Source organism: Methanobacterium paludis, from assembly GCF_000214725.1.
GTDB lineage: Archaea > Methanobacteriota > Methanobacteria > Methanobacteriales > Methanobacteriaceae > Methanobacterium_C > Methanobacterium_C paludis.
The window spans coordinates 1482170-1505988 of the sequence record NC_015574.1 but is presented as its reverse complement, the minus strand read 5'-3'; the positions used below and the strand labels follow the sequence as shown (position 1 = coordinate 1505988).

17 protein-coding genes and 1 pseudogene are annotated in these 23819 nt (G+C 35.8%); 8 read left to right on the top strand and 10 right to left on the bottom strand.

What is annotated here, in order from left to right:
- Window positions 1-304: 304 nt before the first annotated feature.
- Window positions 305-1222, bottom strand: a complete 918-nt coding sequence (locus tag MSWAN_RS06900; RefSeq protein WP_013825905.1) for a glycosyltransferase family 2 protein — start codon at window positions 1220-1222, stop codon at window positions 305-307.
- An 891-nt stretch (window positions 1223-2113) separates the two neighbouring features.
- On the opposite strand from MSWAN_RS06900, the gene MSWAN_RS12295 reads away from it, so the two are divergent.
- Entirely contained in the window at window positions 2114-3421 is a 1308-nt protein-coding gene (locus tag MSWAN_RS12295; RefSeq protein WP_013825903.1) for a tetratricopeptide repeat protein, read from the top strand.
- A gap of 339 nt (window positions 3422-3760) precedes the next feature.
- Here the strand turns inward: MSWAN_RS12295 and MSWAN_RS06890 are convergent, their stop codons facing one another.
- From MSWAN_RS06890 to MSWAN_RS12475, 5 genes and pseudogenes are all read right to left on the bottom strand, one after another.
- Window positions 3761-4669: a hypothetical protein gene (locus MSWAN_RS06890; protein WP_013825902.1), complete on the bottom strand. Its 909-nt coding sequence runs from the start codon at window positions 4667-4669 to the stop codon at window positions 3761-3763.
- A gap of 103 nt (window positions 4670-4772) precedes the next feature.
- Window positions 4773-5264 (bottom strand): hypothetical protein, encoded by a 492-nt coding sequence (locus MSWAN_RS06885; RefSeq protein ID WP_013825901.1) that lies wholly within the window; start codon window positions 5262-5264, stop codon window positions 4773-4775.
- Between the two features lie 406 nt (window positions 5265-5670).
- Window positions 5671-6672, bottom strand: a pseudogene (locus MSWAN_RS12480) (transposase).
- 531 nt (window positions 6673-7203) lie between these two features.
- The gene (locus MSWAN_RS06880; RefSeq protein ID WP_227716953.1) at window positions 7204-7461 is read right to left on the bottom strand and encodes a hypothetical protein; all 258 of its coding nucleotides are present in this window, start codon (window positions 7459-7461) and stop codon (window positions 7204-7206) included.
- 107 nt (window positions 7462-7568) lie between these two features.
- Complete coding sequence (locus MSWAN_RS12475) at window positions 7569-9035, bottom strand: DUF1616 domain-containing protein (protein ID WP_013825898.1); 1467 nt, start codon at window positions 9033-9035, stop codon at window positions 7569-7571.
- Between the two features lie 350 nt (window positions 9036-9385).
- Here MSWAN_RS12475 and MSWAN_RS06870 point away from each other — a divergent pair, with 350 nt between their 5' ends.
- Both MSWAN_RS06870 and MSWAN_RS06865 read left to right on the top strand, forming a co-directional pair.
- Window positions 9386-10372, top strand: a complete 987-nt coding sequence (locus MSWAN_RS06870) for an ATP-binding cassette domain-containing protein (RefSeq protein ID WP_013825897.1) — start codon at window positions 9386-9388, stop codon at window positions 10370-10372.
- Complete coding sequence (locus tag MSWAN_RS06865) at window positions 10369-11121, top strand: ABC transporter permease (protein WP_013825896.1); 753 nt, start codon at window positions 10369-10371, stop codon at window positions 11119-11121. The genes MSWAN_RS06870 and MSWAN_RS06865 overlap by 4 nt, the downstream gene beginning before the upstream one ends.
- A gap of 246 nt (window positions 11122-11367) precedes the next feature.
- On the opposite strand, the gene MSWAN_RS12290 is transcribed toward MSWAN_RS06865, so the two are convergent.
- Window positions 11368-13782 (bottom strand): PAS domain S-box protein, encoded by a 2415-nt coding sequence (locus MSWAN_RS12290; RefSeq protein ID WP_013825895.1) that lies wholly within the window; start codon window positions 13780-13782, stop codon window positions 11368-11370.
- Window positions 13783-14482: 700 nt separating this feature from the next.
- On the opposite strand from MSWAN_RS12290, the gene MSWAN_RS06855 reads away from it, so the two are divergent.
- The 5 genes from MSWAN_RS06855 to MSWAN_RS12285 all read left to right on the top strand — a co-directional run bounded on the left by MSWAN_RS06855 (window position 14483) and on the right by MSWAN_RS12285 (window position 18186).
- A complete protein-coding gene (locus MSWAN_RS06855) occupies window positions 14483-14764 on the top strand; it encodes a PqqD family protein (protein ID WP_013825894.1) in 282 nt (93 codons plus the stop codon).
- A gap of 68 nt (window positions 14765-14832) precedes the next feature.
- Entirely contained in the window at window positions 14833-15243 is a 411-nt protein-coding gene (locus tag MSWAN_RS06850; protein ID WP_013825893.1) for a lasso peptide biosynthesis B2 protein, read from the top strand.
- Window positions 15240-15641, top strand: a complete 402-nt coding sequence (locus MSWAN_RS06845; protein ID WP_048187996.1) for a hypothetical protein — start codon at window positions 15240-15242, stop codon at window positions 15639-15641. Before MSWAN_RS06850 ends, MSWAN_RS06845 begins: the two co-directional genes overlap by 4 nt.
- Window positions 15616-16188 carry a phosphoenolpyruvate carboxykinase (ATP) gene (locus tag MSWAN_RS06840; RefSeq protein WP_048187995.1) on the top strand — a complete coding sequence of 191 codons (573 nt, stop codon included), beginning with the start codon at window positions 15616-15618 and terminating at the stop codon, window positions 16186-16188. Before MSWAN_RS06845 ends, MSWAN_RS06840 begins: the two co-directional genes overlap by 26 nt.
- 117 nt (window positions 16189-16305) lie before the next feature.
- On the top strand, window positions 16306-18186 hold the full coding sequence (locus MSWAN_RS12285) for a lasso peptide isopeptide bond-forming cyclase (protein ID WP_013825892.1): 1881 nt from the start codon (window positions 16306-16308) through the stop codon (window positions 18184-18186).
- Between the two features lie 26 nt (window positions 18187-18212).
- On the opposite strand, the gene MSWAN_RS06830 is transcribed toward MSWAN_RS12285, so the two are convergent.
- The 3 genes from MSWAN_RS06830 to MSWAN_RS06825 form a co-directional block, all read right to left on the bottom strand.
- Window positions 18213-19109, bottom strand: a complete 897-nt coding sequence (locus MSWAN_RS06830) for a phosphoenolpyruvate carboxykinase (ATP) (protein ID WP_144011561.1) — start codon at window positions 19107-19109, stop codon at window positions 18213-18215.
- 67 nt (window positions 19110-19176) lie between these two features.
- The gene (locus tag MSWAN_RS13135; protein WP_265101166.1) at window positions 19177-19305 is read right to left on the bottom strand and encodes a hypothetical protein; all 129 of its coding nucleotides are present in this window, start codon (window positions 19303-19305) and stop codon (window positions 19177-19179) included.
- A gap of 119 nt (window positions 19306-19424) precedes the next feature.
- Entirely contained in the window at window positions 19425-23315 is a 3891-nt protein-coding gene (locus MSWAN_RS06825; protein ID WP_144011560.1) for an Ig-like domain-containing protein, read from the bottom strand.
- Window positions 23316-23819 lie beyond the last annotated feature (504 nt).

The following is a 23819-nucleotide window of genomic DNA, read 5'->3' as shown; positions in this document are numbered from 1 at the left end:
CTAAATTTTTTTAAGGTAACCCTAAACTCTAAAAGTTATTACATATTCTTTTGAAAAATAGATTCTAAACTCCGGCTACCGTCATTTAACCTTTAATATGTTAGTTAATTACTTATAACGTACTTTGAATCAGTTTTAGGTTAAAATTAGACTGCAAATCATAGTAGACTGCAAAATTAAATTCAGTTTTATCCTGATTTAATTTTTGGCTCGATTTGGTATTTTGTTCGATTTGGTATTTTGGCTTGTTTTGGCTCAAAAGTTGGATTAAATTCAAATAAAAAGAGTAAGTGAGTTTGAAAAATCATTTGTTCATGTGCATCATGTTTTCTTTGATCATCTGTGTCATGCTGTCAAGTATTATCCCGGTAAATGCAATGAACACCCCAGTTATGGTGACTAAACCTGCAAGAACAGTTGTTGCAAGACTCTTACCCGGTCCGCTGGGTCCGCCCATATTGGGGTCGCCAAGGTACTGTCCAAAGAAAACCAGACCTGCAGCCAAACCCACCACGATGAGCACTAATCCTGGAATTGTGAAGTAATAAATTGGTCTTTTGAACTGCATGTCCTGCAGCACCTTGACAAGCACACCCACACCATGGCTGAGGGGATTTTTTTTATGCGAATTTTCATGGTACTCAACACTTACACTTACTTCCTCTATCCTTAAACCTGCATTTGATGCATCTGTTAACATTTCACTTTCAATACCAAAACCATTCTGATGGAATCGGAACACGGGTATGGTGTGTGCTGCGAAGGCTCTGAAACCGCTTTGACTATCGGTGATGTTGGTTCTTCCGTTTATGTTGGTTGCTATGTCCAGCACGCTTTGACCCACCCTTCTGTAGGTTGGAGTGTTCTTTTCTCCCCCATTAATGTACCTGCTGCCGTTTACAACATCTGTTTCCCCATTTATTATGGGAGTTATGAGTTTTGGTATTTCTGAAGGGCTGTGCTGGCCGTCTGCATCTATTGTGACCACAACATCGGCCCCATCAACAGCTTCAAAACCAGTTTTAAGGGCAGCCCCCTTTCCCAGGTTGGATTCGTGTTTTATAACCTTTGCACCAGCAACTTCTGCTATTTTTGCCGTGGCATCTGTACTACCATCATCAATAACTATAACTTCGTCAACGTGTTTTTTAGTTTTTATCACCATACTGCCTATGGATATCTCCTCATTGTAAGCAGGTAACAATGCCGTTATCTTCACCATTAATAATTCCCCTCAGTCTTAACCCAAATATATTCTTTATTTTTAATTCTATTCTTTTACTTATAATATTTAGGTCTGCCATATAATATAAAACCTTCTTTGTGTCCATGTTTTATAGTTAACATGTTTCAAATCTAACGGCGCCTTTATTATTTTTGTCTAGGATTATTATTAAAGATCTAAGTTTGTACTGGGAAATATCCTTCAGTTAAGATTAAAATTTTTAATTCAACTGTACTTACGGACAATTTTAGTTAATATCATTGATTAACTGGTTTTAACGAAGAGCCCATTTTTAAGGTTAAGGTTAACTTGGAGATTTTAAGTTTTAAAAAATTAATCTTAACGAACTTAAAGATTTAAAAAAGCTTGGTTATTTTAACATAAATATGTAAAGAAATTGTTACTTAAAGAGATAGAGATTTAAGAGTTTTTTTTACTTAAAATGAGATCTAAAGAGCTTGGTTATGGTAGATGTAAAGATTGGTTACTTAAAGAGATAAAAATGTACAAAATCTTGTTTACTTAACGAGTTAGAGATGTAAAAAGATTGTTTATTAAAAAGATAAAAAGTAAGAGGGATTAGTTAATTAACGAACATGAAATTAGCATGATATATTTAAGAATTTGATCCCATGCATTATTGGCAATTAATATAACATGAACTTCAGGGGATGGAAACCCCTCATATCATGACTGTTGTCATTGGCCCTTAACTTATGATGCATTTTAACGTATCTGTTTATATGCTTTCTTTCATATACTTTTATTTTTACAATTAAACCATTTTTTAGATATGATAAAAATTTATAGATGTATGTAATAGATATATTCCTAAAAAGATATTCTAAATATACTTAATAATTGAATGAAATTAACACGGTGTCACCAATGGATCAACAAGAAGCTATCAAGTCCCTTGAAAAAGGATCCCAATTTTATGAGGATGGAAACATTGAAGGATCATTATCTTACTACAAAACGGCCTTGAAAATATTCAAAAAAACTAAAGCTGTTGAAAAGGAAGCTGACACTTTACTGCAGATGGGAGATCTTTACATTGACATCAAAGACTATGATAATGCAAAAAAGCATTATGAAATGTCTTTAAAATGTTATAATAAGGTTAAAGACCATATTGGTGCAGGCTATGCCCTTACAGGTATTGGCATGATAAACGAGAAACGCGGTGAATATGAACAAGCCAGATCATACTACAGAAAATCTATTAAAAAATTCAAAAAAACAAAAGACCATTCAAGAGAAGCCATTGTCGCAGCATTAATTGCCAACACTTACGAAGCCCAGGAAGCATGGGAAGATGCAATAACAGGGTACCGTAAATCCTCTAATATCTCAAATAAATTCGGAAACAAGGAAAAAGAGGACAGGTACAACAAAAAACTCAGCACAATCCCGAAAAAGAGGAAAGAACACGGACCTCTTAAATCGAAGATATTAACAGTTCTAGCGTACCTTGCAGCACTGATCGTAGCAGAGGTTACAACAACTTATTACGGTGTTGAGCTGGGTCTTATACTACATACCTGCATCCTGTTTGCGCTCCTTATACAGTCTTCACTTGAATCATCCTCCAATTTTGCAAATCTCCTGAGGTCCATGATGGTTCTGCCAATGATACGAATAATTGGGCTTTCAATACCTATGATGCAGATACCAACGCTTTACTGGTATCCTATAATATCCATACCCCTCTTTGCAGCATCTTATATCATAATAAAAGCCCAAGGACTTGGAAGGGCAGATGTTGGTCTGGTGCTTGGTAAAATACCAGTTCAACTTATGATAGCATCAAGCGGAGTTTTCCTAGGGGCCATCGAGTATATGATACTAAAACCAAAACCCCTTATATCTGTACTGAACCTTGAAACTGCTCTTTTTGCAGGGATCATACTTTTAGTAGCCACAGGATTTGCAGAGGAACTCCTGTTCAGAGGTATCATCCAGAAAAATGCAGAAAATGTTTTTGGAAAACTTTTCGGGCTTTTATATACTGCTTTAATATTCACAAGCATGCACATAGGATGGAACTCAATTCCCGACCTTTTCTTCGTATTTGGAGTGGCAATGTTTTATGGATACTCCTTTCAAAAAACAAGAAGCTTATTTGGAGTTACACTATCCCACGGATTATCCAATACATTCTTGTTTATTATAATACCCTTCTTATTTATGTAGATGGAAATTTATGTAGATGGAAATATTCTCATCCATATTAACTTCCTATTTATGTTACATCCATTTTTTCAGCTGGAAAATTCTAAAAAATAACATCTAGCCCTTCCACATATTATATGGTGTTATGTAAATGTAACCTGATTTGAGGGCATTTAACTACAAACTACGCAACTCTAACTGTAAATTAGTTTTTTCAACAAGTGAAGTAATTAATCTAGATGTAAATTTGTAAAGATTAATGAGATCCGTACGTTGAAGTTAAAAAAATAAAAACTAAGAAAAAGAAAAGTCAATCAAAGATTTCCAGAGGGAACTAAAAAAAATATGAGGATGGCTATATTAATCATCTCTTCTTTTAATTACTATTGGAGATTTTATCTCTTTTTTCCTGATAATCCATACTGTTAAAGCCAGTATGATTAGTATAATTAGCCATACCGGTATGACAAAGACATTATCCTTTTGAACTATGGTTTTGGTTGTACCGTATTTACCGTAGGTTATGTTGGTTTCGGCTGTGTACATTCCAAGGTCATAGATATCCGGTGTCCATGTATTTTTAAAATAGTAATTGTCTCCAGGATACACCGTTCCGGAACTATTTACTTGATGTTTGCTGAACCAGCCGTTTATCTGTGTTGTGGCTGTTGCATTTTCTGAAACCGTTCCGTTATTTGTCACGTTATAATTGAAGGTTCCTGGCATAAAGTTTAGAAGTAATAGAGAAGATTTATGATTTGAAAGTTTTAGAGATTCTATTATTTGGCCAGGTAATCCCACAACTACGGGTACTAATATTGCTGGGGCCTGTTTAAGTATTAAATTAGTTCCACTTGAGTTTTTGGTTTGGGTTTCTACGGGATTTCCTTTAATTATTAAAGCACCCATAGCGTCAGAGTAGTTTAAATTGGATGGAATGTTAATTGAAACCTTAACACTTTTTGTTTCATTTGGTGCAAGAGTAAATTCAGCTGGATCAACTGTAATCCATGTAGCTATTCCATCATCAGTATACAAAGTATATGCATTGTTTTTCATCATCCGTTTTTTTGTAATAGTCACGTTCAAAGTAGAGTCACCTATATTGGCAACTGCGATTTCTTCTTGAAATAGTTGGGTGGAGTTTATTTTAACAGTTATATCTGCCGGAGAAACTGACAGTCCACTAGTTGCCCAACAGGCAGTTGTTAATGATATTAGGATTAACGCGATAATACTGAGTTTTTTTAAGTAATTCGAAGATAACATAAAGCGCACCTCTTTAAACATTATTATTTGAATTTAATTAGAATAAACAGTTCTTGGGCAGGTTAATATTAAAAAAATAGAAAAAAAATAAACAATTTATGGTTTAAGTAGCAGTTTTACTTGCAGTCCAGGTTAGGATTGTGTTGTATGTGCCTGTTTTAACACCGTTTGGTACCTGAGCTTGTAGGCCGATATCTTGAGTAGTGCTTGCACCTACTGCTGGTGCTGGCATGCCGGTTATTACATTTACTGATCCAGTGGAGACCATTGGAGCGTATAATGTGGTATTGGCATTTTGAACTTGTAGTGCTGATATAGGCATGTTATCTGCAAAATTAGCAGCATTTACATCTACAGTTATAGGCACGTTTGATGCAGATGTAAGAGTAGTCTTTTGACCCTGATTTGAGATTATATTATCAGCAAGAAGATCAGTAAAGCTTACATCGCCACTTACTAATAGAGATATTGTGTCACCAACACCTATTGAAGCCTGGCTAGTTCCGGTAGTTACGTTTGCTGCAAATATTGGGGAAATTCCCATGGTTGCAACAATAAATATTGACAAAACTATAACCAATTTGTTTAATTTCATCTTTTTTTCCTCCTAAAATCTTTTTATAACAAAATTTCAACTAAAAAAAACAATAACTAATTTTTAGAGTTTTTTTTAGCTAAGTAGCCCTTTTGATTCACAGATGTAATAATATATCAACAAAGTTTGGTGCAACTAATCACTAAAAATCATTTAATTAAACAAAATTAAAAGAGAGTAATACTAAAAAGGATTGGTTAAAAAGTCAGTTTATGGATTATATGCTTATATATCATTTTTAATTTAATTATAGTCCATTTTAGATATTGGATTTGGATAAAAGTTCATATTAATCTTTAAATTTTTTTGTGCCAATGGTCACAAAGAAATTCTGTTTTTGTCTAAATCTGATGATATACATTTAAATTGGAAATATAATATTTTAGTTTTTTAGTTTTTTAGTTTTTTAGTTTTCTGAGAGCTTTTTTAGGGCTGTTTTTGAGTTGTAACCTAGTGTTGTGATGAGCTCTGCTAAAAATACAGTTATTATGATGGTTCTTTCGGCGGATTCTGGTGTATATTTGTGTAATTTTTTCAGGCTTAGTCATGATTTGCACAATTTGAAAAAGTCTTCGATTTTACCACGTACTGGTTTGTAATGCTCCTATTCTGTATTTTTTCAAATAATATCTTTTTTAATGTATTGTATAGTTTTTTAGTTTATGTTTCAGTCTTTTTATCTTTAAATACTTGCAGAGAATAAGTTAATTTGTCATTTAATTTTTGGATTTTGAAATTATCTGTAGAATATTATTGTGTCTCCTTTTCGGATTATTCTTCGTTTTTTCAAGTTTTCTATTATTTCATGGAATATTTTAGAATTTTGTGGGGTGTTTCGTAGTGGATTATAATGGTAACAGGCGTTGTAGATTTATGTTCAATGACTATTATTGCTTTAAATCCTATATAAAAACCATATGGGGCTGAATAGCTCCATTCTAGGATTTTGTTTTTTTAACTGTTTTTTAGAACGATGTTCGCGTTTAATATTGTAATCCAAATCTATAGATGTGGCATCAACAATAATGTTAATTTTCCACGTCTTTTTAAAGGTTTGATTGGCATTAATATGCTGTTTATGATTTTAACGTACATAGTTGATTTAAATCGCGACAAGAATTCTAAGTACTTGAATAGCATCCGGAACGTCATCGGAGATTTCGAAAAATTTTTTCAGTTTTTTATCTCTTTTTAATCTTGAGCAACGAATTCAACAGTTGTATTGAAAAATATAGCTGTTAAAATGTTTTTAATATCTTTTGAGGTCTATTATCATCTTTGATTTTCTAGAATTGTTGAATTTGTTCAGCAAACTCACAACGAAGTAGTGAGAACCGATTATTTTAAATGTTTTCTTTAACAAAATATAATTCGGGTCTTCTTTACTGTAATCTAAATGGTACTTCATTTTATTCTCTAAATAATCATATGTAAACATCAATATTTAAATTTAACGCTTTATAGGACTTAATATTCTTATAAAACAAATATAAAAATGTATTTTTAGAAATAAGATGATGAATACTCATTCAGATCCATAAAAACAAAAGAAAAATCATTCTTTCACCCGAGAAAAATCTAAGACCCTAAAAGTTTTATTATTTTATTTTAACCCAAAACAAGAATACAAACTATATAAGATAGTATTTTCCAGTACTTAAAAACAAGAATATTAAACTGTTATTTTGATGATTATTCACATGCTAAAAAAAAAGAAAAAAGGTTTTAAAAACCTTAAATTGTGCCATGATTGCAATGTTGGTGTTTAACTGTACTAAGAGTATTTATCGTTTATCGTTTGTAACGTTGCAACGTTCTCTTCACTGGTTGCGGTCCCGTAATTTCAGTACTGAATAACGGAACTGCATCATTCTGAGCTTATTGTTAGGTTGTTGTCGGTCAAGATTTGGTATCTGGCTCACTGATATGGTACCAGTGCTTAAATGACAGATACAACTTTAAATCCTACTATGGACACAAAGACTAACAGTAATGGTATTATTGCAATATTAGATCCCTTAACAAACGATTGCACGCGTTTATTGTTTGTCTCTGAACTCAATATCTCTTTGATTGCAAGTAATGTTATCAAAGCCAGAACAGCTATTATACCAAAGGTCATAGCCTGAGTGGTAGTCACAGCTGCAGTGGTTGTAGTTACTGTAGATATCATAACCTTTAATCTTAACTTACTCACTTATATATCTTTTTATATGGCTGCGTATTCTATGATATGTACTTTTTAAACCCAGCTTCCCTAATTCATGAAAATAAACATGAACGTTAAAGCAACGTTCCTGAAGTTTATTCAATATTAATCCACAGGTGCAGTGACCTGTAAACATTCGTCTCATCAGGTAGTTTGTAGAGTTGGAACTCTATCTCTTTTTTACCTGTAGCATACCCTGCAGTGAAGTTGTACGGAATTTCAAGCTTTTGAGTGGTGTTTAAAGTGATGTTTTCCTGTTTTAGAATTGTTCCGTTAACTTGGACAACCAGACTGTAATTAACAGGTTGATATTCATGGTTAACAACACCAATTATGACACTGCCAATTTCTCCAGATGTCATGTTGGTTGGGTAGTCTGCAGCTGTACCGTTGGGCCCCAATATATAAAACTCTGTGAATTTTTCACCCTGATGGGGGTTGACTACTATGTAAACAGTTGTTGCTACGGCCAGGACAATTGTGATGATCAAGACGATGGAAAGAATTTTACTGTTTCTGGATTCACCCTTAAACTGCCCCCTGATCCTATCGGGTAAACTTCCAAATGGAACAGAGAACCGTTCCTCCAGAGGTGCCCTTATCCTCCTCAGGTAAGCCACAAACACCATTATAAATGTGAAAGCCGACAGCGAGATTAATATGGGTGTGAGTCTGATGCCCCAGGATGTGTAGTTGAGTGCAAGACCAATAAGAGGTGTGACAGCAACGCTCAAACCAAAACTCAAAGCCGCCCGTTCAATACCCTCCAGATCATCCTTTTTAGGGAATAAAGCCGCTATCAGGGAGTATCCTGGTATGAAGAGTATTAAAAATAATCCCAAAAGAGTTCTGACAAATGTATGACTTAACTTGGGAGTTAAAACAAATAAAATGCACAGTGCGGTGATCAAAAACACGAGTATGAGGTCGGTTGGAATGAAAAGTTTTTTTCTTCCCCTTTTAACAGTGCTATGCTTCCTTCTTCTATCAGTGCTTATCTCATCCTCATTGTGCATTTTTATTATATCATAATTCTCTTCTTCATGACTCTCTTCTTTCCTGTCATCTTTTGTTCTGTAAACCTCTTTTTTAATCTCTTTTTTACTGTAAATATCTTTCCCGTAAACCTCTTCTTTCCCGTGATCATCATAGTCCGCATTGTGACTGGATCTATCTACTTCAACCACATCAATTTCCCTGTTTGAAAATGCAAGTCTCTCTAAAATAGTAATTATGGATAAAATTGTTATTATCATGGCCATTATTAAAAATACGCTTTTTAAAGTTATTCCAAAGATCTGGTGGCGTGAAACTATGAAGAAAAAACCTGTAATTAAAAAAATGGTCATAATACTTAAAAATAATCGTTTAATACGGCTTAAATCAGATTTTATAGGAACTAATGCATTTACAAAGCTGTATCCAGGTAATATAAACATTATTAAAATGTAGGGGATGATGCTTGCGTTGAATTCGTTGATAGTTTGGGTAAGCAGCCAAGTTAAAGACAGGATCATTAACAATAAAACAGCTGCAGTATCTTTTAGGGATTGTTTTTTCATATGGGGCTCCGAATTTATAAATTTGTTAGAATTATATCGTTTTTAATTTATAAATATACATGTCTTCCTCTTTAATGTTTTCTTGGAAAACCCAGATCCCTTTTTAAAGTTGACCACTGTAATTTTACAATTCCCAAAGAATAAGTGCGTTCAATAGACTTGAAAAATGTAAAGATAAAATATAAGATATTGTTCAGTTAAAATAATAACCATGATATAATGGTGAATGTAAAATCAAAAAAACAATTCTAGGATTTACTTTGGATTTGCAAAAGAAAAATAGCCACTAAAAATCATTTTTAAGGGTTCACCTTTATTTTATTTAAATAGTGTTTACTTAGGTGAAAAAAATGCACGCCATAGAAACCATGGACCTGACGAAAAAGTTCGGCGATCTAACCGCTGTTGACAAGGTGAGTGTACAGGTGGAAGAGGGCGAAATATTCGGATTGCTGGGCCCTAATGGTGCTGGAAAAAGCACAACCATTTCCATGCTGTGCACAATTTTGAAACCAACATCTGGAACGGCTAAAGTGAACGGTTACGATATTGTCCACCAGCCAGGTGATGTGCGGAAATCCATAGGCATAGTCTTCCAGGATCCCAGTATAGATGATAAGCTTACAGGTAGAGAAAACATGGAAATGCACGCTGACCTCTACGACGTGCCAAGGGAGGTCATGCACTCCAGAATAAATGAAATGCTGAAACTCGTGGAGCTGGAGGATCGTGCATCAAGTTTTGTCAACACCTACTCCGGGGGTATGCGGCGCAGGCTCGAGATTGCAAGGAGCCTTATACATTATCCCAAGATATTGTTCCTGGATGAACCCACACTTGGCCTCGATCCCCAGAGCCGTGACCATATCTGGAGTTATATAAGAGATTTGAAGGAGAGGGAGAATATCACAATCATCCTCACGACCCATTATATGGAAGAGGCTGATGAGCTCTGCGACAGGATCGCCATCATAGACAAAAGCCGGATCATTGCCCTGGATACTCCACACAATCTCAAAGAACAACTGGAAAGTGAGATGATCACCATCCAGACAAAAAACAACGATCTACTTGCTGCCAAGCTTGCTGAGACCAACCTCGTAGATAAGATCATAAAAACTGATGAAGGGCTGAATTTGAGCGTAAAAAATGCCCATACGGCACTGCCGCGTGTTGTTGTGCTGGCAGTATCTGCAGGAGTGTACGTGGACAATATTTCGATACGCGAACCCGACCTGGATGATGTGTTCATGTATCATACAGGCCGGGAAATCCGGGAGAGTGGCGGTAAAGAGCTTACGGGCATGGCTGCCCGAATTAGGGGGCAGATAAAATAAGTGAGTTTCGGGGTATCTATGCTTTATGGCGGCGTGAGCTCAAGCGGTTTGTACGCGACCGTTCAAGGTTGATAAGTGCGGTGATAACACCGGTACTGTGGCTTGTGATCTTTGGTACAGGTTTACGGTTTTCTCTGCCAATGTCTGGCTTTAATTACCAGCAATTTCTCCTGCCAGGTATAATTGCCCAAACTCTTCTTTTTACAGCCATATTCCTGGGCATCTCAGTGATCTGGGACAGGCAGTTCGGTTTTATGAAAGAAATTTTGGTGGCACCTATAAGCCGAATCTCCATCTTCACAGGTAAGATGCTTGGAGTGGGTACCAGCGCCATGATACAGGGACTCATAGTTATAGTACTGGGGTTTCTCATCGGCGTGCCCCTAACAGGGTATGCGGTTGGATTGGCAATCCCTTTGATGATGCTCATCACGGTGGGTTTGACCTGTATTGGTCTTATCATAGCCAGTCTCATGACCAGTCTGGAAAGTTTCGGGACGATTGTGACCTTTGTCAACATGCCCATGTTCTTTTTAAGCGGAGCACTTTTCCCTGTCACGAACCTGCCCTCATGGATACAATGGGTGTTCTATGTTAATCCACTGACCTACTGTGTAGATGCTCTACGATCAGTCATGATACCCGGATGGCAGCCTCTACTGCCAATGCACTACGATCTATTGATCATATGCATCTTTGATGTGGCTGTAGTTGTTATAGGGTCCTACTTGTTCAGTAAGAGGCAGTAATGTGGTTTTTATTATGTCTAGAATGAATAACAATATTTTATGCTTAGATTGGATGAATAGATATATGTTTAGAATGGATGAATACGCACTGAAATCCGATTTTTATATTTTAAGCTCTCTTTCCATTTTGTATCATTGATATTATTCCATCTAAATTTTTTCTTAATATAATACCCGGAAGATCTGTTTCTTGATATCAGTGGCACTGTTAAAATATATTTACAACCTTTAAATGAATATTAATCTTTAAATGAATTCAGTTTCCCTGAAACTTATGTTAAAGCATGTGCCCTTTGTTGTGTCAATTTTCAGCTCACCATCTAACTGTTCTGTCAGACTCGTCACAAGCTTCATTCCGAGTGATTCTGTGTTGAGGCAGTCAATATTGTCCGGTATTCCCACACCATCATCCCCAACGGTTAAGGTATAAGTATCATTTTTTTTATGGAATTTAACAGTCACAGTACCTTTATCTTCACTGGCAAATGCATATTTAAGACTGTTTGAGATAAGTTCGTTTACAATGAGTCCCAGCGGAATGGAAGTGTTGATGTCAAGCATCCGATCTTCCACATCCATTTTAAGAGTTACGTTTGGGTTGGTTGAGTAGGTTTTGAAGAGTTCTTCTGTAAAATCTTGAATGTACTCACCGAAATTTATCTGTTTAAGATTTGAACTGTAAAGCTTTTCATGGATAAGTGCCATGGAACGGGCACGGCTCTGGCTGTCTTTTAACAGGCTCAAAACTTCTTTGTCCTTGATCTGGCGGGACTGCATGTTCAGGAGGCTTGAGATTACCATGAGATTGTTCTTAACCCTGTGGTGAATCTCCATTAAAAGCAGTTCCTTCTCTTTCAAGGACTTTTTTACCAGCTTTTCACCCTTTTTTCTCTCTGTAATATCACGGGCCACTGAAACTGAAACATCCATACCATCCAATTTGAAGATATGAGCGTTGATCTCAACAGGTATGGTGGAACCGTTTTTAGTTATCTGGAAAGTTTCAAAACTGACCTTTCCATTTTTGTAAAGTTTATCTGCCATTAAAGGCAATTTATCCTCCATCTGAGGGTCATCTATATCTTTACAGGACATTTTCAGCAGTTCTTCCCGGGTGTAACCCAACTTTTGGCAGGCAACATCATTTACCTCAATGAACTTTTTCGGTAAGCAATTTTCAAGTTTGCATAAGAATACTGCATCGCTGACGTTGTTAAAAACCTCACGGAACTTCTCCTCACTTTCAAGAAGAGCTTCCTCCACCTTTTTACGTTCTGTGATATCTTCACATGTTCCAATAATGCTTGTAACATTGTTTTCAGAGTCCAGAAGTGGTGTGATGTGGTACTGCAGATGAGACTCTTTTCCCCAGGCAGATGTGTAACTGCGTTTGCCCTTAATGACCCTACCAGTTTCCAGACATTCCCTGAATTCGTTTGAGAATCCAGATACAACAGTTTCAGGGAATTCCAGCACGTTAATAAGGCGGGTGTAAGTTTCAGATTTTGAGCCCACGATATCCATGAGTTTGGGGTTCACATCAATTACATCACCATTTCTGTCGAGATGAAGTATTCCAACGGGAACATTCTCCACAAGGAGTTTATAACGTTTTTCACTGGCTTTAAGTTCTCTTTCTGCTTTTTTCTGTTGGGTTATGTCTCTGGATATGATTGAGATCCCTGTTATCTTCCCACGACTGTTCCTTATTGGGGAAAGAGTCATGGAAACGTTGATGATTTTCCCGTCTTTTCTGACCCTTAAAGTGTCGTAGTTCTCATCGTGAATGATATCCAGGAAGGAAGATATTTCCGGGTCATGACCTTTGGGTATAAGGTTTTTGTTGGATTTGCCCAGCATTTCCTCTTTTGAGTAACCATAAATCTTCTCTGCAGCGTGGTTCCAACTTGTTATGGTTCCATCAAGATTTTTGGAGATGATAGCGTCGTTGGAATGTTCCACAATGGACTCAAATCTGGCCTTTATTTCTTCCGCCCGTTTTTTCTCGGTTACGTTCCTGGCAATTCCCTGAAATGCCACAGGATTTCCATTTTCATCCCTTATAACCACGTCACTTTGGGAAACCCAGACAACCTCCCCGGACTTGTGGATGATCTGGTACTCTATGTAGGACACGGATTTTTTTGTGATCATTTCCGAAAATTTTTTGGTGAACTCTTCCTTCCAGTCGGGGTGCAGTATTTCTTTTATCAATAAAGGAGTTTTATAAAATTCTTCAGGACTGCGGCCGCAGTTAACTGTAGAAGAGGGGCTTACATATTCGTAGCGTCCTTCAGGAATGGAAATTCGGTATATGACGTCGGGGCAGCTGTCAGCCAGCAAACGGAACATTGATTCGCTTTTTTTTAATTCCTCTATTTTTTCCCTTTTATCTGAAAATTTTTCCACGATACCTGTTTGATGGCCTTTTATAATATTTTCTGTTTTGATCCTGGCGTTGGATGCAGGTTTTATTGGATATTTATCTGTGCCACTTTTTACTGTTGATTCTGGAGTTTCTAAAATATTGTAATTTGTGTCCATGATCCGCATACCCTCAGAAGACTGGTCGATAAGTTGGTTATTCACATTTTCTAAATCTTCAATTTTCTTCTTTAGTTGAATAATTTCCTCTTCCAGATCATGTCTGGTTTTATTCATACTAAGACCTCTTTTATCAATTCATATCGAAATAATCAAATTCGTATCGAGATAAATTCTTTCACTTTGTATTGGGATAGATTCATTCGCTTATTGAGATAACATTCCTTCCTTACGGAGCCCTATTTGATCGGAAAAAATCTAGTTTAATCTATATTTAAAATATGACATGCTCTTATCATAAAAAGGTATTGGAATATATTTGGGCGTTATTTGCACGTTTTATGCTGTTTAAATTCCTAAAACTTAATTATTGACTTATATTTAAATTTAGAAGTTTTCAATCGTTCATAAATTTATTTTTTAAGATTCAAATATATTAATAGGGGGTTGTTGATTGTTTTTAACTTTTATAAGGATTTTAAAGGCTATTCACCACTTAATATCCGTTTTTGTTATAGGCTGTGATGTCTATCACAACCATTTCTGGGTGGTGTGCACAGTTTCACCAAAGATAATATTATGCACTTACTTTTTCATCAAAGATACTATGCACCTACTTTTCACTGAAAAAAATATTATGCACCTATTTTTATTAAAAAGATTTCATCTGTTAATATGATTATAGTAAATTCTCCAGAAATAATATTTCAAACACAATTCAGGAGGATTGGTATGAGATGTCCTACTAAAATCTTTTAAACTATGAAATACTATTTTATTATACTTTTAAAGATCAGCTTTAATCTGGAGGTTTCAAATGGAAAATATGTCAAAATCTTCGAGGGTTGTTGTGGCAGAGGATGTGGTTTCATGCGATCTGGCTGGAGAAGCAGCCATCCTGGACCTTAAAGAAGGAATTTACTACGGATTGAATCCTGTGGGTGCACGGATCTGGAACCTTTTGCAGGAACCAACAACTGTTGATGAGATCCTGAAAGTTCTTTTAGAGGAGTACGATGTGGAATTAGAAGAGTGCAGAAGGGACGTCTGTGATTTAATAAAAGAGCTTTCGGATAACGGGCTGATACTGGTTAGTTAATGGTTGTAACGAAACGTAAATATTATGATTGTAATGAGTTTTAATGATTGTAATCAGTGGTAACGGTTATGGGCAAAATCAACACTTTCATGCGGCTCCCCTTTCGTAGGAAAACTTTACTGATGAAAAGTCTATGTTTAATCGTTTTAATCCGTTTAATGTTATATTTACTTCCTTTTTCCACGGTTCGGAAGTTTTCAGCCAGGATTTCAGGACAGAAGGGGAATAGTGATTTGGTTGATCTGCTGTGGGCTGTGAATGTTGCAGGGGAGTATGTGCCCAGATCAACATGCCTTTCAAAGGCCATGGCTGCACAGATACTCCTTTCAAGGCATAACTATCCTTCTCAACTGAAAATTGGGGTGATTAAAGAGGATGAATTTGAAGCCCACGCATGGGTGGAAATTGAGGATGAAGTGGTTGTTGGTGAATCGAAACGTGATTACGTCCCTATTTTAGATCTGGATGTGGAACAATGAGGAGCAAGTATGAATCATTTGGGCTGAACAACAGGTATGAAACATGTGGAATTAACAATGAGTATGAAGCATTTGGACTGAAAATTCACTCTGAAATAAAACTTCCAGAATTAAGACCCTGTGAATCAGAAATACCTGATTTAACAATCCAATTAGGAAAAGTTGATCCAGACTCAGAAACCACTTTAGATGAGGGGTTTAGTTTTAAAACTACAAAAAATAACATATACAGGTTCTGGGACACTATAGGGAAATTTAAAATAACAAAAGATTCTATTATGGTGGATCCAGTTTCTGGACTGAACAAACTAGTTTTAAGAAATTTTCTTTTGGGAACAGTGTTTGCCACGTTTCTACGTCAAAGGGGATTATTTGTACTGCATAGCAAGTTCAATTAATATAAATAATTCTGCAGTTGCATTTTCAGGTTTTAAAGGCTATGGAAAATCCACCACTGCCATGGCATTTTATAAAGAGGGATACCCTGTGGTGGCAGATGATTACATAACCATGGAATTTGATAAGGAAGTTCCCTTTGTATCTCCAGGCTTTCCAAGCCTTAGACTCTCAAATGAATCAAGAAGTTATATGGGTTTAAAGAAATCTGATCTGGACCCGAAAATAATGCCTAAAACATATGTGGAACTTCATGAATCTTTCTCAAACAGTAAATTACCTCTAAAAAAGGTTTACATACTTCAAAGGGGTAAGACAATAGGTGTAACCACACTCAAGCCTCAAGAAGCGTTTATGGAACTTGTAAAAAACACGTTTGGAATTGATATGTTTTCAAAATCAGAACTTCCGAATAACTTCTTTCAGTGTGAAAATCTTGTAAAAAATGTTGATGTATCTATTTTAGAAATCCCTGATTCAATTGAGGAGATACATAAAATTGTGAGGGTAGTTGAGGATGATGTGGGATATGATGACGATGTTGAATAAAAATTAAAGGGTCTTAGAATTAGAAATTTGGAATGAACGTGGTAAAGATTCTCTAATTATAATAAGAGATGTAATATGGTAGATTTTAACTTATTAATTGTTTAATGAGGATGAATCATGAGTGCGATAACAGGTATTTTTTACAGGGATGGTAGGTCAGTTGATCCAGAATTGATAAAGAAAATGAATAACAGACTTGCCCACAGGGGACATGATGGATCAAGCACATGGTGTGAAGGCCCTGTTGCCTTTGGCCACCAGATGCTCTTCACAACCCCTGAATCGTTGCATGAAAAACTACCATTTGAAGATGAAGAGTCTGGGCTGGTCATAACAGCAGATGCACGGATTGATAATAGAGCAGAACTTTCAGAACTTTTGGAACCTGATGACAATAAAGAAGTGTCTGACAGTCTGTTTATTCTCAAAGCTTATGAGAAATGGGGTGAGGACTGCCCTGATAAACTTTTAGGTGATTTTGCCTTTGCAATCTGGGACAAAAACAATGAAAAATTGTTCTGTGCCAGGGACCACATGGGTGTAAAACCATTTTACTATTACCTGTCGGATGATGCTTTTTTCTTTGCTACTGAGATGAAGGCGCTTTTCATCATTCCTGAGGTGCCTTATAAATTGAATGATGTGGGCCTTGCATTTTATTTAATGGTAATTGAAGACAGTAAATCAACGTTTTATAAGGACATTTTTAGTTTTGCACCGGCACATTCTTTAACAATAGATCATAATGGGCACAAAGTAGAAGAATATTGGGAAATTGATGCGAAATCTGAGATAATATTAGATTCGGAAGAGGAGTATATAATGGCTTTTCGTGAGATATTTTCTGAAGCTGTTAAGTGCCGTTTGAGAAGTGCATTTCCTATAGGCTTTGAACTGAGTGGGGGGATGGATTCTTCTTCAATAGTATCAATTGCAAAAAAAATTTTAAACGAGGACAAAAAATCCAATTTAAGTATAAAAATATTTTCAATAGTTTATGATGAATTTCCACAGTCTGATGAAAGATATTACATCAATAGTATAATAAACACTGGTGGAATTGAATCTATTTTAATTTTTGGTGACTTGATTAGTCCTTTGGAACAAATAGAAACTATTTTGTGGTATCAGGAACAGCCATTTTTTACTCCTTTTATATCAACCAAATGGAATGTATACAAAAAAATGTACGAAAATGATGTACGTATAAATTTGGGGGGTACCGGTGGGGATAATGTAATCTCATACGGTACTAATTACCTCCAAGAACTTGCATTTACCTTCAAATGGAAAAAATTGGTAAGAGAGCTTAGAGGATATGCAAATCGGGCTAATATAAGTTTTATTAATCTTTTTTTTACTAAAGTTTTTTTTCCATTGATTCCAGATTATATAAAGCGTTTGAGACCATCATATAATAATCAAAAACCAAATATTTCAATATTAAATAAAGACTTTGCAAAGAGAGTAAAAGCTAAGAAATATCTGAAAGATATTTATTGGGAACCTAGGCAAGGAATTCATACAGCTAAAAAACTTCACCATCTACTACTCAACTCTTTTACGGATCTTCATATTATGGAAGTAGAAAATAAATCTTCTTCAGCTTTTTCTATTGAGTCCAGATTCCCTTTTTTAGATAAAAGACTCATAGAATTTTGTTATGCAATACCCACTGAAATGAAATTTAAGTTTGGATGGAGTCGATATATATTACGTGTTTCTATGGAAAAGATATTACCTCCAAAAAATCAATGGCGTCCTTATAAAGCAGGTGTTGATCCTGTGTACAATAGAAATCTTTTGTTTGAAAAAAAACGTTTAGAAAATATTATATATTCTGATAATAAAATAATCAAAGATTTTATTGATTTGGAGAGGCTTCAGGATATCTATAGAAACTTTAGTCATGGAAATAATAGTAATGACTCATTGGACATATGGTTAGTGACATTAATCTTTTTATGGATGCAAAAGAGTGATATTTCACTAAATTAGATTAATTTTGTTTAATTTAAGTTTATTCATTTTAATACATTAAAAACATCTTCTTCAATGATTTGTGTTAAATATTCAAGTTTTTCTAGTGATTTATATCTTATTAAACGTTTTACAGGAACATTTTTCACTAAATTTGCACATTGAAAAAAGTTTTGAGATTTCATCTTACTGTCAAAATCAAATGTATTAATGCAATACGAATTTTTTGCCACATTTATCAATGCATCTTGCATTTTTAAGGGGATAATTTCATTTTTTTTACCATCTTCAATTATATAAATCATTTTAAGTGGCAAGGAATTTGGATAAAAACTATTTTCCAAATTGTAAAAATATTTTTGAACTTCGGGGTGAATTTTTTGAAATAAGGTGGGATCATCTGGCATATGTTTAATGGTATCATCCCATAGTTTAACTCTTGGAAAACTCGGAAATGCTAGGGGAATATCAATTTTATCAATTTTAACTGTTAAAACATCATCTGTTACAAAGGGATAACCTCTGTTATTCATTGCAGTTACTATGGTTGATTTACCAGATCCACACCATCCTAGGAAAGCAACAGCCCCCCCACCCATATTTAGGGCACTAGCATGCAGTACTAGATTACCCCTTTGCATGAGTAATATCCCCATTCCAGCACCTAAAATTAATGATCTTAAAAAATTGAGGTTTATATCTGTGTTAATAGTTGATTTAGGATTTACTATTATTTCCTGCCCATTTTTAACTTTAAAAAGAGGTTTGTTGTCCAGTAAGTAAATGATGTTCTTAGCAGTATCGATAATTTTGCTAAAACCCTGCTTTTCACTAGATTTTATAGGATAAAATGATTTCTCATTCTTAAAATGGATAGTTACATCAAAATCTTGTTTTCCAGATGTTAATTCTGGGAAATAGATGGACGATTTAACATTCAATCCGTGAACATTATAAAAATAGAATTTAGTCATATTAACCAAAAAAATGAAAGAAATGTTATTCTGGTTATTCTGGACCGGATGGTCTAAATGAGTTATTCTCTACTCCGCCAGATTGAGTTCCTTTAGTGTGTTCTTTCAAATTTCCATAAATTTTGAGTTCGGGTTTTTGATACAACGATTTTTTGTCTTTCATTTTATCACTTTGCAAGGTTAAGTCTGTTTTTGGTATTGTAAAAACTTATATAAAAATGCATAAGGTTAACCCTAAGGTAAACCCTATCATTTCTTTTCTAAATGTTGCGATAACTGATTTTAAGTTGTTGTAGTAATTAGGATGTTTTGTTGTGAGTTGTTGTCTAAGTTCCAATCGTTATTTGTTTGTTGTGTTTTTGCGGCGTTGTTTTTGATGGTTCCGGTTCCTGTTATGTTGGCATTTAAGGTTAATGTTACTGTTGTTCCATTGTTGAGTGTTCCTATGTCCCATATTCCTGTTGTTGGGTCGTAGGTTCCTATTCCGTGTGTGTCTGCTGATGTGAATGTTAATCCGGTAGATAGTTTGTCTGTTATTTGTACTCCTGTGGCGTTTTCGGGTCCATTGTTAGTTACGGTTATGGTATATGTTACGTTTTGAGTGTTGTTTTGTTGCGTTTGGTTTACTTGAATGTCTGCGGATTGTGGCACTTCTATGGATACGTTAGCTTGGTTATATGTGCTGGTCATATCTTTTTCATTCACGCTTTTTAGTTTAGCTATATTAGTTAAATCCGTTGTTTTGTTGCCTGTTTCAATAGCTTGGCACATGACGGTCATGAATACGTCACTATTTTTTGGCATGTTGCCAATGATCCATGTTATAGTTTGGTTTCCGTCAAATGTGGCTACTCCTATACCGTGGGTGTCGAGATCGATGTATTTGAAACCAGTTCCAACAATGTATTCTATTATTACGCCTGTGGCATCATCATATAGTTTAGAGTTCCTAACATCTACAATGAATACTGGAGTGTTATACAGTTCATAGCTTGTAACATATGCTTTTGCAGTGCTGTCATAATACCAAGGATACTGCAACACATGAATATCACAAGTTGGGGTGTATTGTCCAGATATAATTAGGATGTTTTGTTGTGAGTTGTTGTCTAAGTTCCAATCGTTATTTGTTTGTTGTGTTTTTGCGGCGTTGTTTTTGATGGTTCCGGTTCCTGTTATGTTGGCATTTAAGGTTAATGTTACTGTTGTTCCATTGTTGAGTGTTCCTATGTCCCATATTCCTGTTGTTGGGTCGTAGGTTCCTATTCCGTGTGTGTCTGCTGATGTGAATGTTAATCCGGTAGATAGTTTGTCTGTTATTTGTACTCCTGTGGCGTTTTCGGGTCCATTGTTAGTTACGGTTATGGTATATGTTACGTTTTGAGTGTTGTTTTGTTGCGTTTGGTTTACTTGAATGTCTGCGGATTGTGGCACTTCTATGGATACGTTAGCTTGGTTATATGTGCTGGTCATATCTTTTTCATTCACGCTTTTTAGTTTAGCTATATTAGTTAAATCCGTTGTTTTGTTGCCTGTTTCAATAGCTTGGCACATGACGGTCATGAATACGTCACTATTTTTTGGCATGTTGCCAATGATCCATGTTATAGTTTGGTTTCCGTCAAATGTGGCTACTCCTATACCGTGGGTGTCGAGATCGATGTATTTGAAACCAGTTCCAACAATGTATTCTATTATTACGCCTGTGGCATCATCATATAGTTTAGAGTTCCTAACATCTACAATGAATACTGGAGTGTTATACAGTTCATAGCTTGTAACATATGCTTTTGCAGTGCTGTCATAATACCAAGGATACTGCAACACATTAATATCCACAGCAGGAGTGTATATGCTCTTGGTGGTGCTGTCAGGTGTAGGGTCATACTCTGTCTGGCTGGTTTTGTTAGCTGTGTTGGTTGTGGTTGTCTCAGGTGTGGCATTTCCGGTTATTGTTAAGGTTGCAATGGCTCCGTTTGCAAGTGTTGGTATGGTCCATATTCCGTTGCTGTAAGTTCCAATGCTTGGATTTACAGTAAAGTTTGTCAACCCTGCAGGTATTATATCAGTTATGTTTATGTTGGTGGCTGTGTCTGGTCCGTTGTTGGTTGCAGTTACAACGAACGTTACGGTGCTACCTGAATAATTTCCGGTTTGTGTAAGTACCACGTCAGCTTCTTTAGTATAAATATCTGCAGTAGTTTGTTCACCAATTGTGGTTGGGTCGTATTCTGTTTCTCCAGTTTTAGTGGCAATGTTGGTTGTGATTGTTCCTGCCATGGCCGCTCCAGCGTTTCCGGTTATTGTTAGGGTTGCTGAGGCTCCGTTTATTAGTGAGGGTATGGTCCAAACTCCATTGACATATGTGGTCCCTGCTGATGGTGTTACAGTGACGTTTGTCAGTCCTGATGGCACATTATCAGTTATAATTGTGTTGGTGGCTGTGTCTGGTCCTTCATTGGTTACTGTAACCACGTAAGTTACGTTATCTCCAACATTTGCTGGTGTGGTTGAAGTCTGGCTGAATTTAACTTCTGCCATTTTAGTGTACACACTTGCTGAAGTTGTGGTTGGTTGTGAGTTGTATTCATTTTGTGCTGTTCTGGTTGCTGTGTTGGTTGTGGTTGTTCCTGCCATGCTTGTTCCAGCGTTTCCGGTTATTGTTAGGGTTGCGGTGGCTCCGTTTATGAGTGTCGGTATGGTCCACACACCATTTACATAACTGGTTCCTGCTGATGGTGTTACAGTGACGTTTGTTAATCCGGATGGCACAGCATCAGTAATAATTATACCTGTAGCAGTGTTTGGTCCGTTATTTTTAGCTGTTACGGTATAAGTTACATTGTCTCCAACGTTCACAGGTGAGTTTGCTGTTTGGTTGAGTTGAACGTTGGCTGTTACATCAAAGTTTACAATAGAAGTGTCTGAAAGGATGTAAGGTAAAAATTTAACAGTAACTAAATCTTGTTTAGGATCTTTTGGATTATCGTATAATAATACTCCGTAATTTCCACTAACCCCTGCAGTAACTGTTGCGGTGCTGTTTGTTAATCCAGATAAAATTGTGGAAACCTGACCGTTAGAGTTTGTTGTACCTGTGGTGGTGCTTAGGGTTCCTTTACTGGTTTTGAATGTGACAGTAATCCCAGATAGGGGGTTGCCATTTTTGTCTGTTACTGTTGCAGTTAATGTTGTGCTTTGTCCGTTGGATACGCGGGTTGTTTCGGGAGTTAAAGTAATGTTAGTTGGGTACTGCATGGAAACAGCAGCATTTATAATCTGCCAGGCCCTGTTATAAACAGATTTATCATACCCAAACCATCCTCTGCAGTATCCATCGTAAGGTGTAGTTGCACTGCTGTAATTATTTTTATTGTAGGTCATGAACTGGTAGTATCCTGAATGTGATGTATCATTTCCAGGGTATACTCCGTACTGTACTGAAGTAAAGTACCAGATGGCACATTGTATTGCTGCGGCTTCAGTGTCGGTTGTGCCGCTGTAGTGGCTTAGTATGTAATTGACTTTGCCCCAGTCCACCTGGGTTGATAAATTTCCAGTGGTTCCAGGCAGAGCCCCGTTAACTAAAAGGCGATCTCCCGTACTAATATCCGTATACAGGTCAATACAGTAGGCGTCGTAAGTGGTACCATTGATAGTCACATGGATTATCCCTGCAAAGTTGTAACTGTCCTTTGACTTGATATAGACATATGCTCCGTTTCCGAGGTCGACCAAGGTTGCATTCATAGGGGTTAATTGAAGGTTTGATGTACCGTAAGAAATATTGTTAGTATTATTCAGGGTCACTGTTACGGTTTTGCTGACTGGGTTGCATCCAAGATAGCTCGCTGTCACTTTAAACTGATTATCCGTGCTGTAAAAACTTATTGAGTAATATCCATTTTGGTCAGTGGTTGCACTTCCAAGGGTTCGGTTACTCATTGAGTTTACAGTAACTGTGGCGTTTTGTAAAGGTCTTACTGTACCATATTCATTTATAGTAACGGTTCCATTGATTACAGGATCAGCGCTACTGTTTGAAGCTGCTGAAACTGAATCATTTGAACAGACACTTGTATTTTGGCCTGTTACGGCTGCTGCAGATGTTCCACAAATTGCAATTATAAAAACAAACGAGAATAAAAGCAGCATTACTTGTTTTTTTCTCAAAATTTTTATTTTTCCCACCTCTTTTTCAATTTTTTCGCATTATTTTTTTTTTAATGATCGTATGAATTGTGATTGAAAAGGATTCACATAAATAACTCATATAGTATATAATAATGTGAGTATTATTTAAAGTTTTCACTTATATTATTATATAACTGTGAATAGTTTCACAAAAACTGATATGGAACAGAATTACAAATTCACTATTCAAGTCACAGGATTAAAACTGCTAAAAATATTAATTATCACTTAAAAGAAGCAGAATCGAAAAATATTATTATTTAAGCATTAAAAGAAGCAGAATATGAATTTAATTGCATTTTATAATTTATAAAGAATAGGCAGTTATTTAATCGTTAAAATTTACCTTTGATTGATTAGAAGTTTGTGAGTAACTTCACATAAAAATTTAATATGGAAATTTAATAATTCACAAAAGCTTAAAAAAAATTTGATATTCACAAAAATTTTAATAAAAACGTTAATATTTCACAAAAACATTAA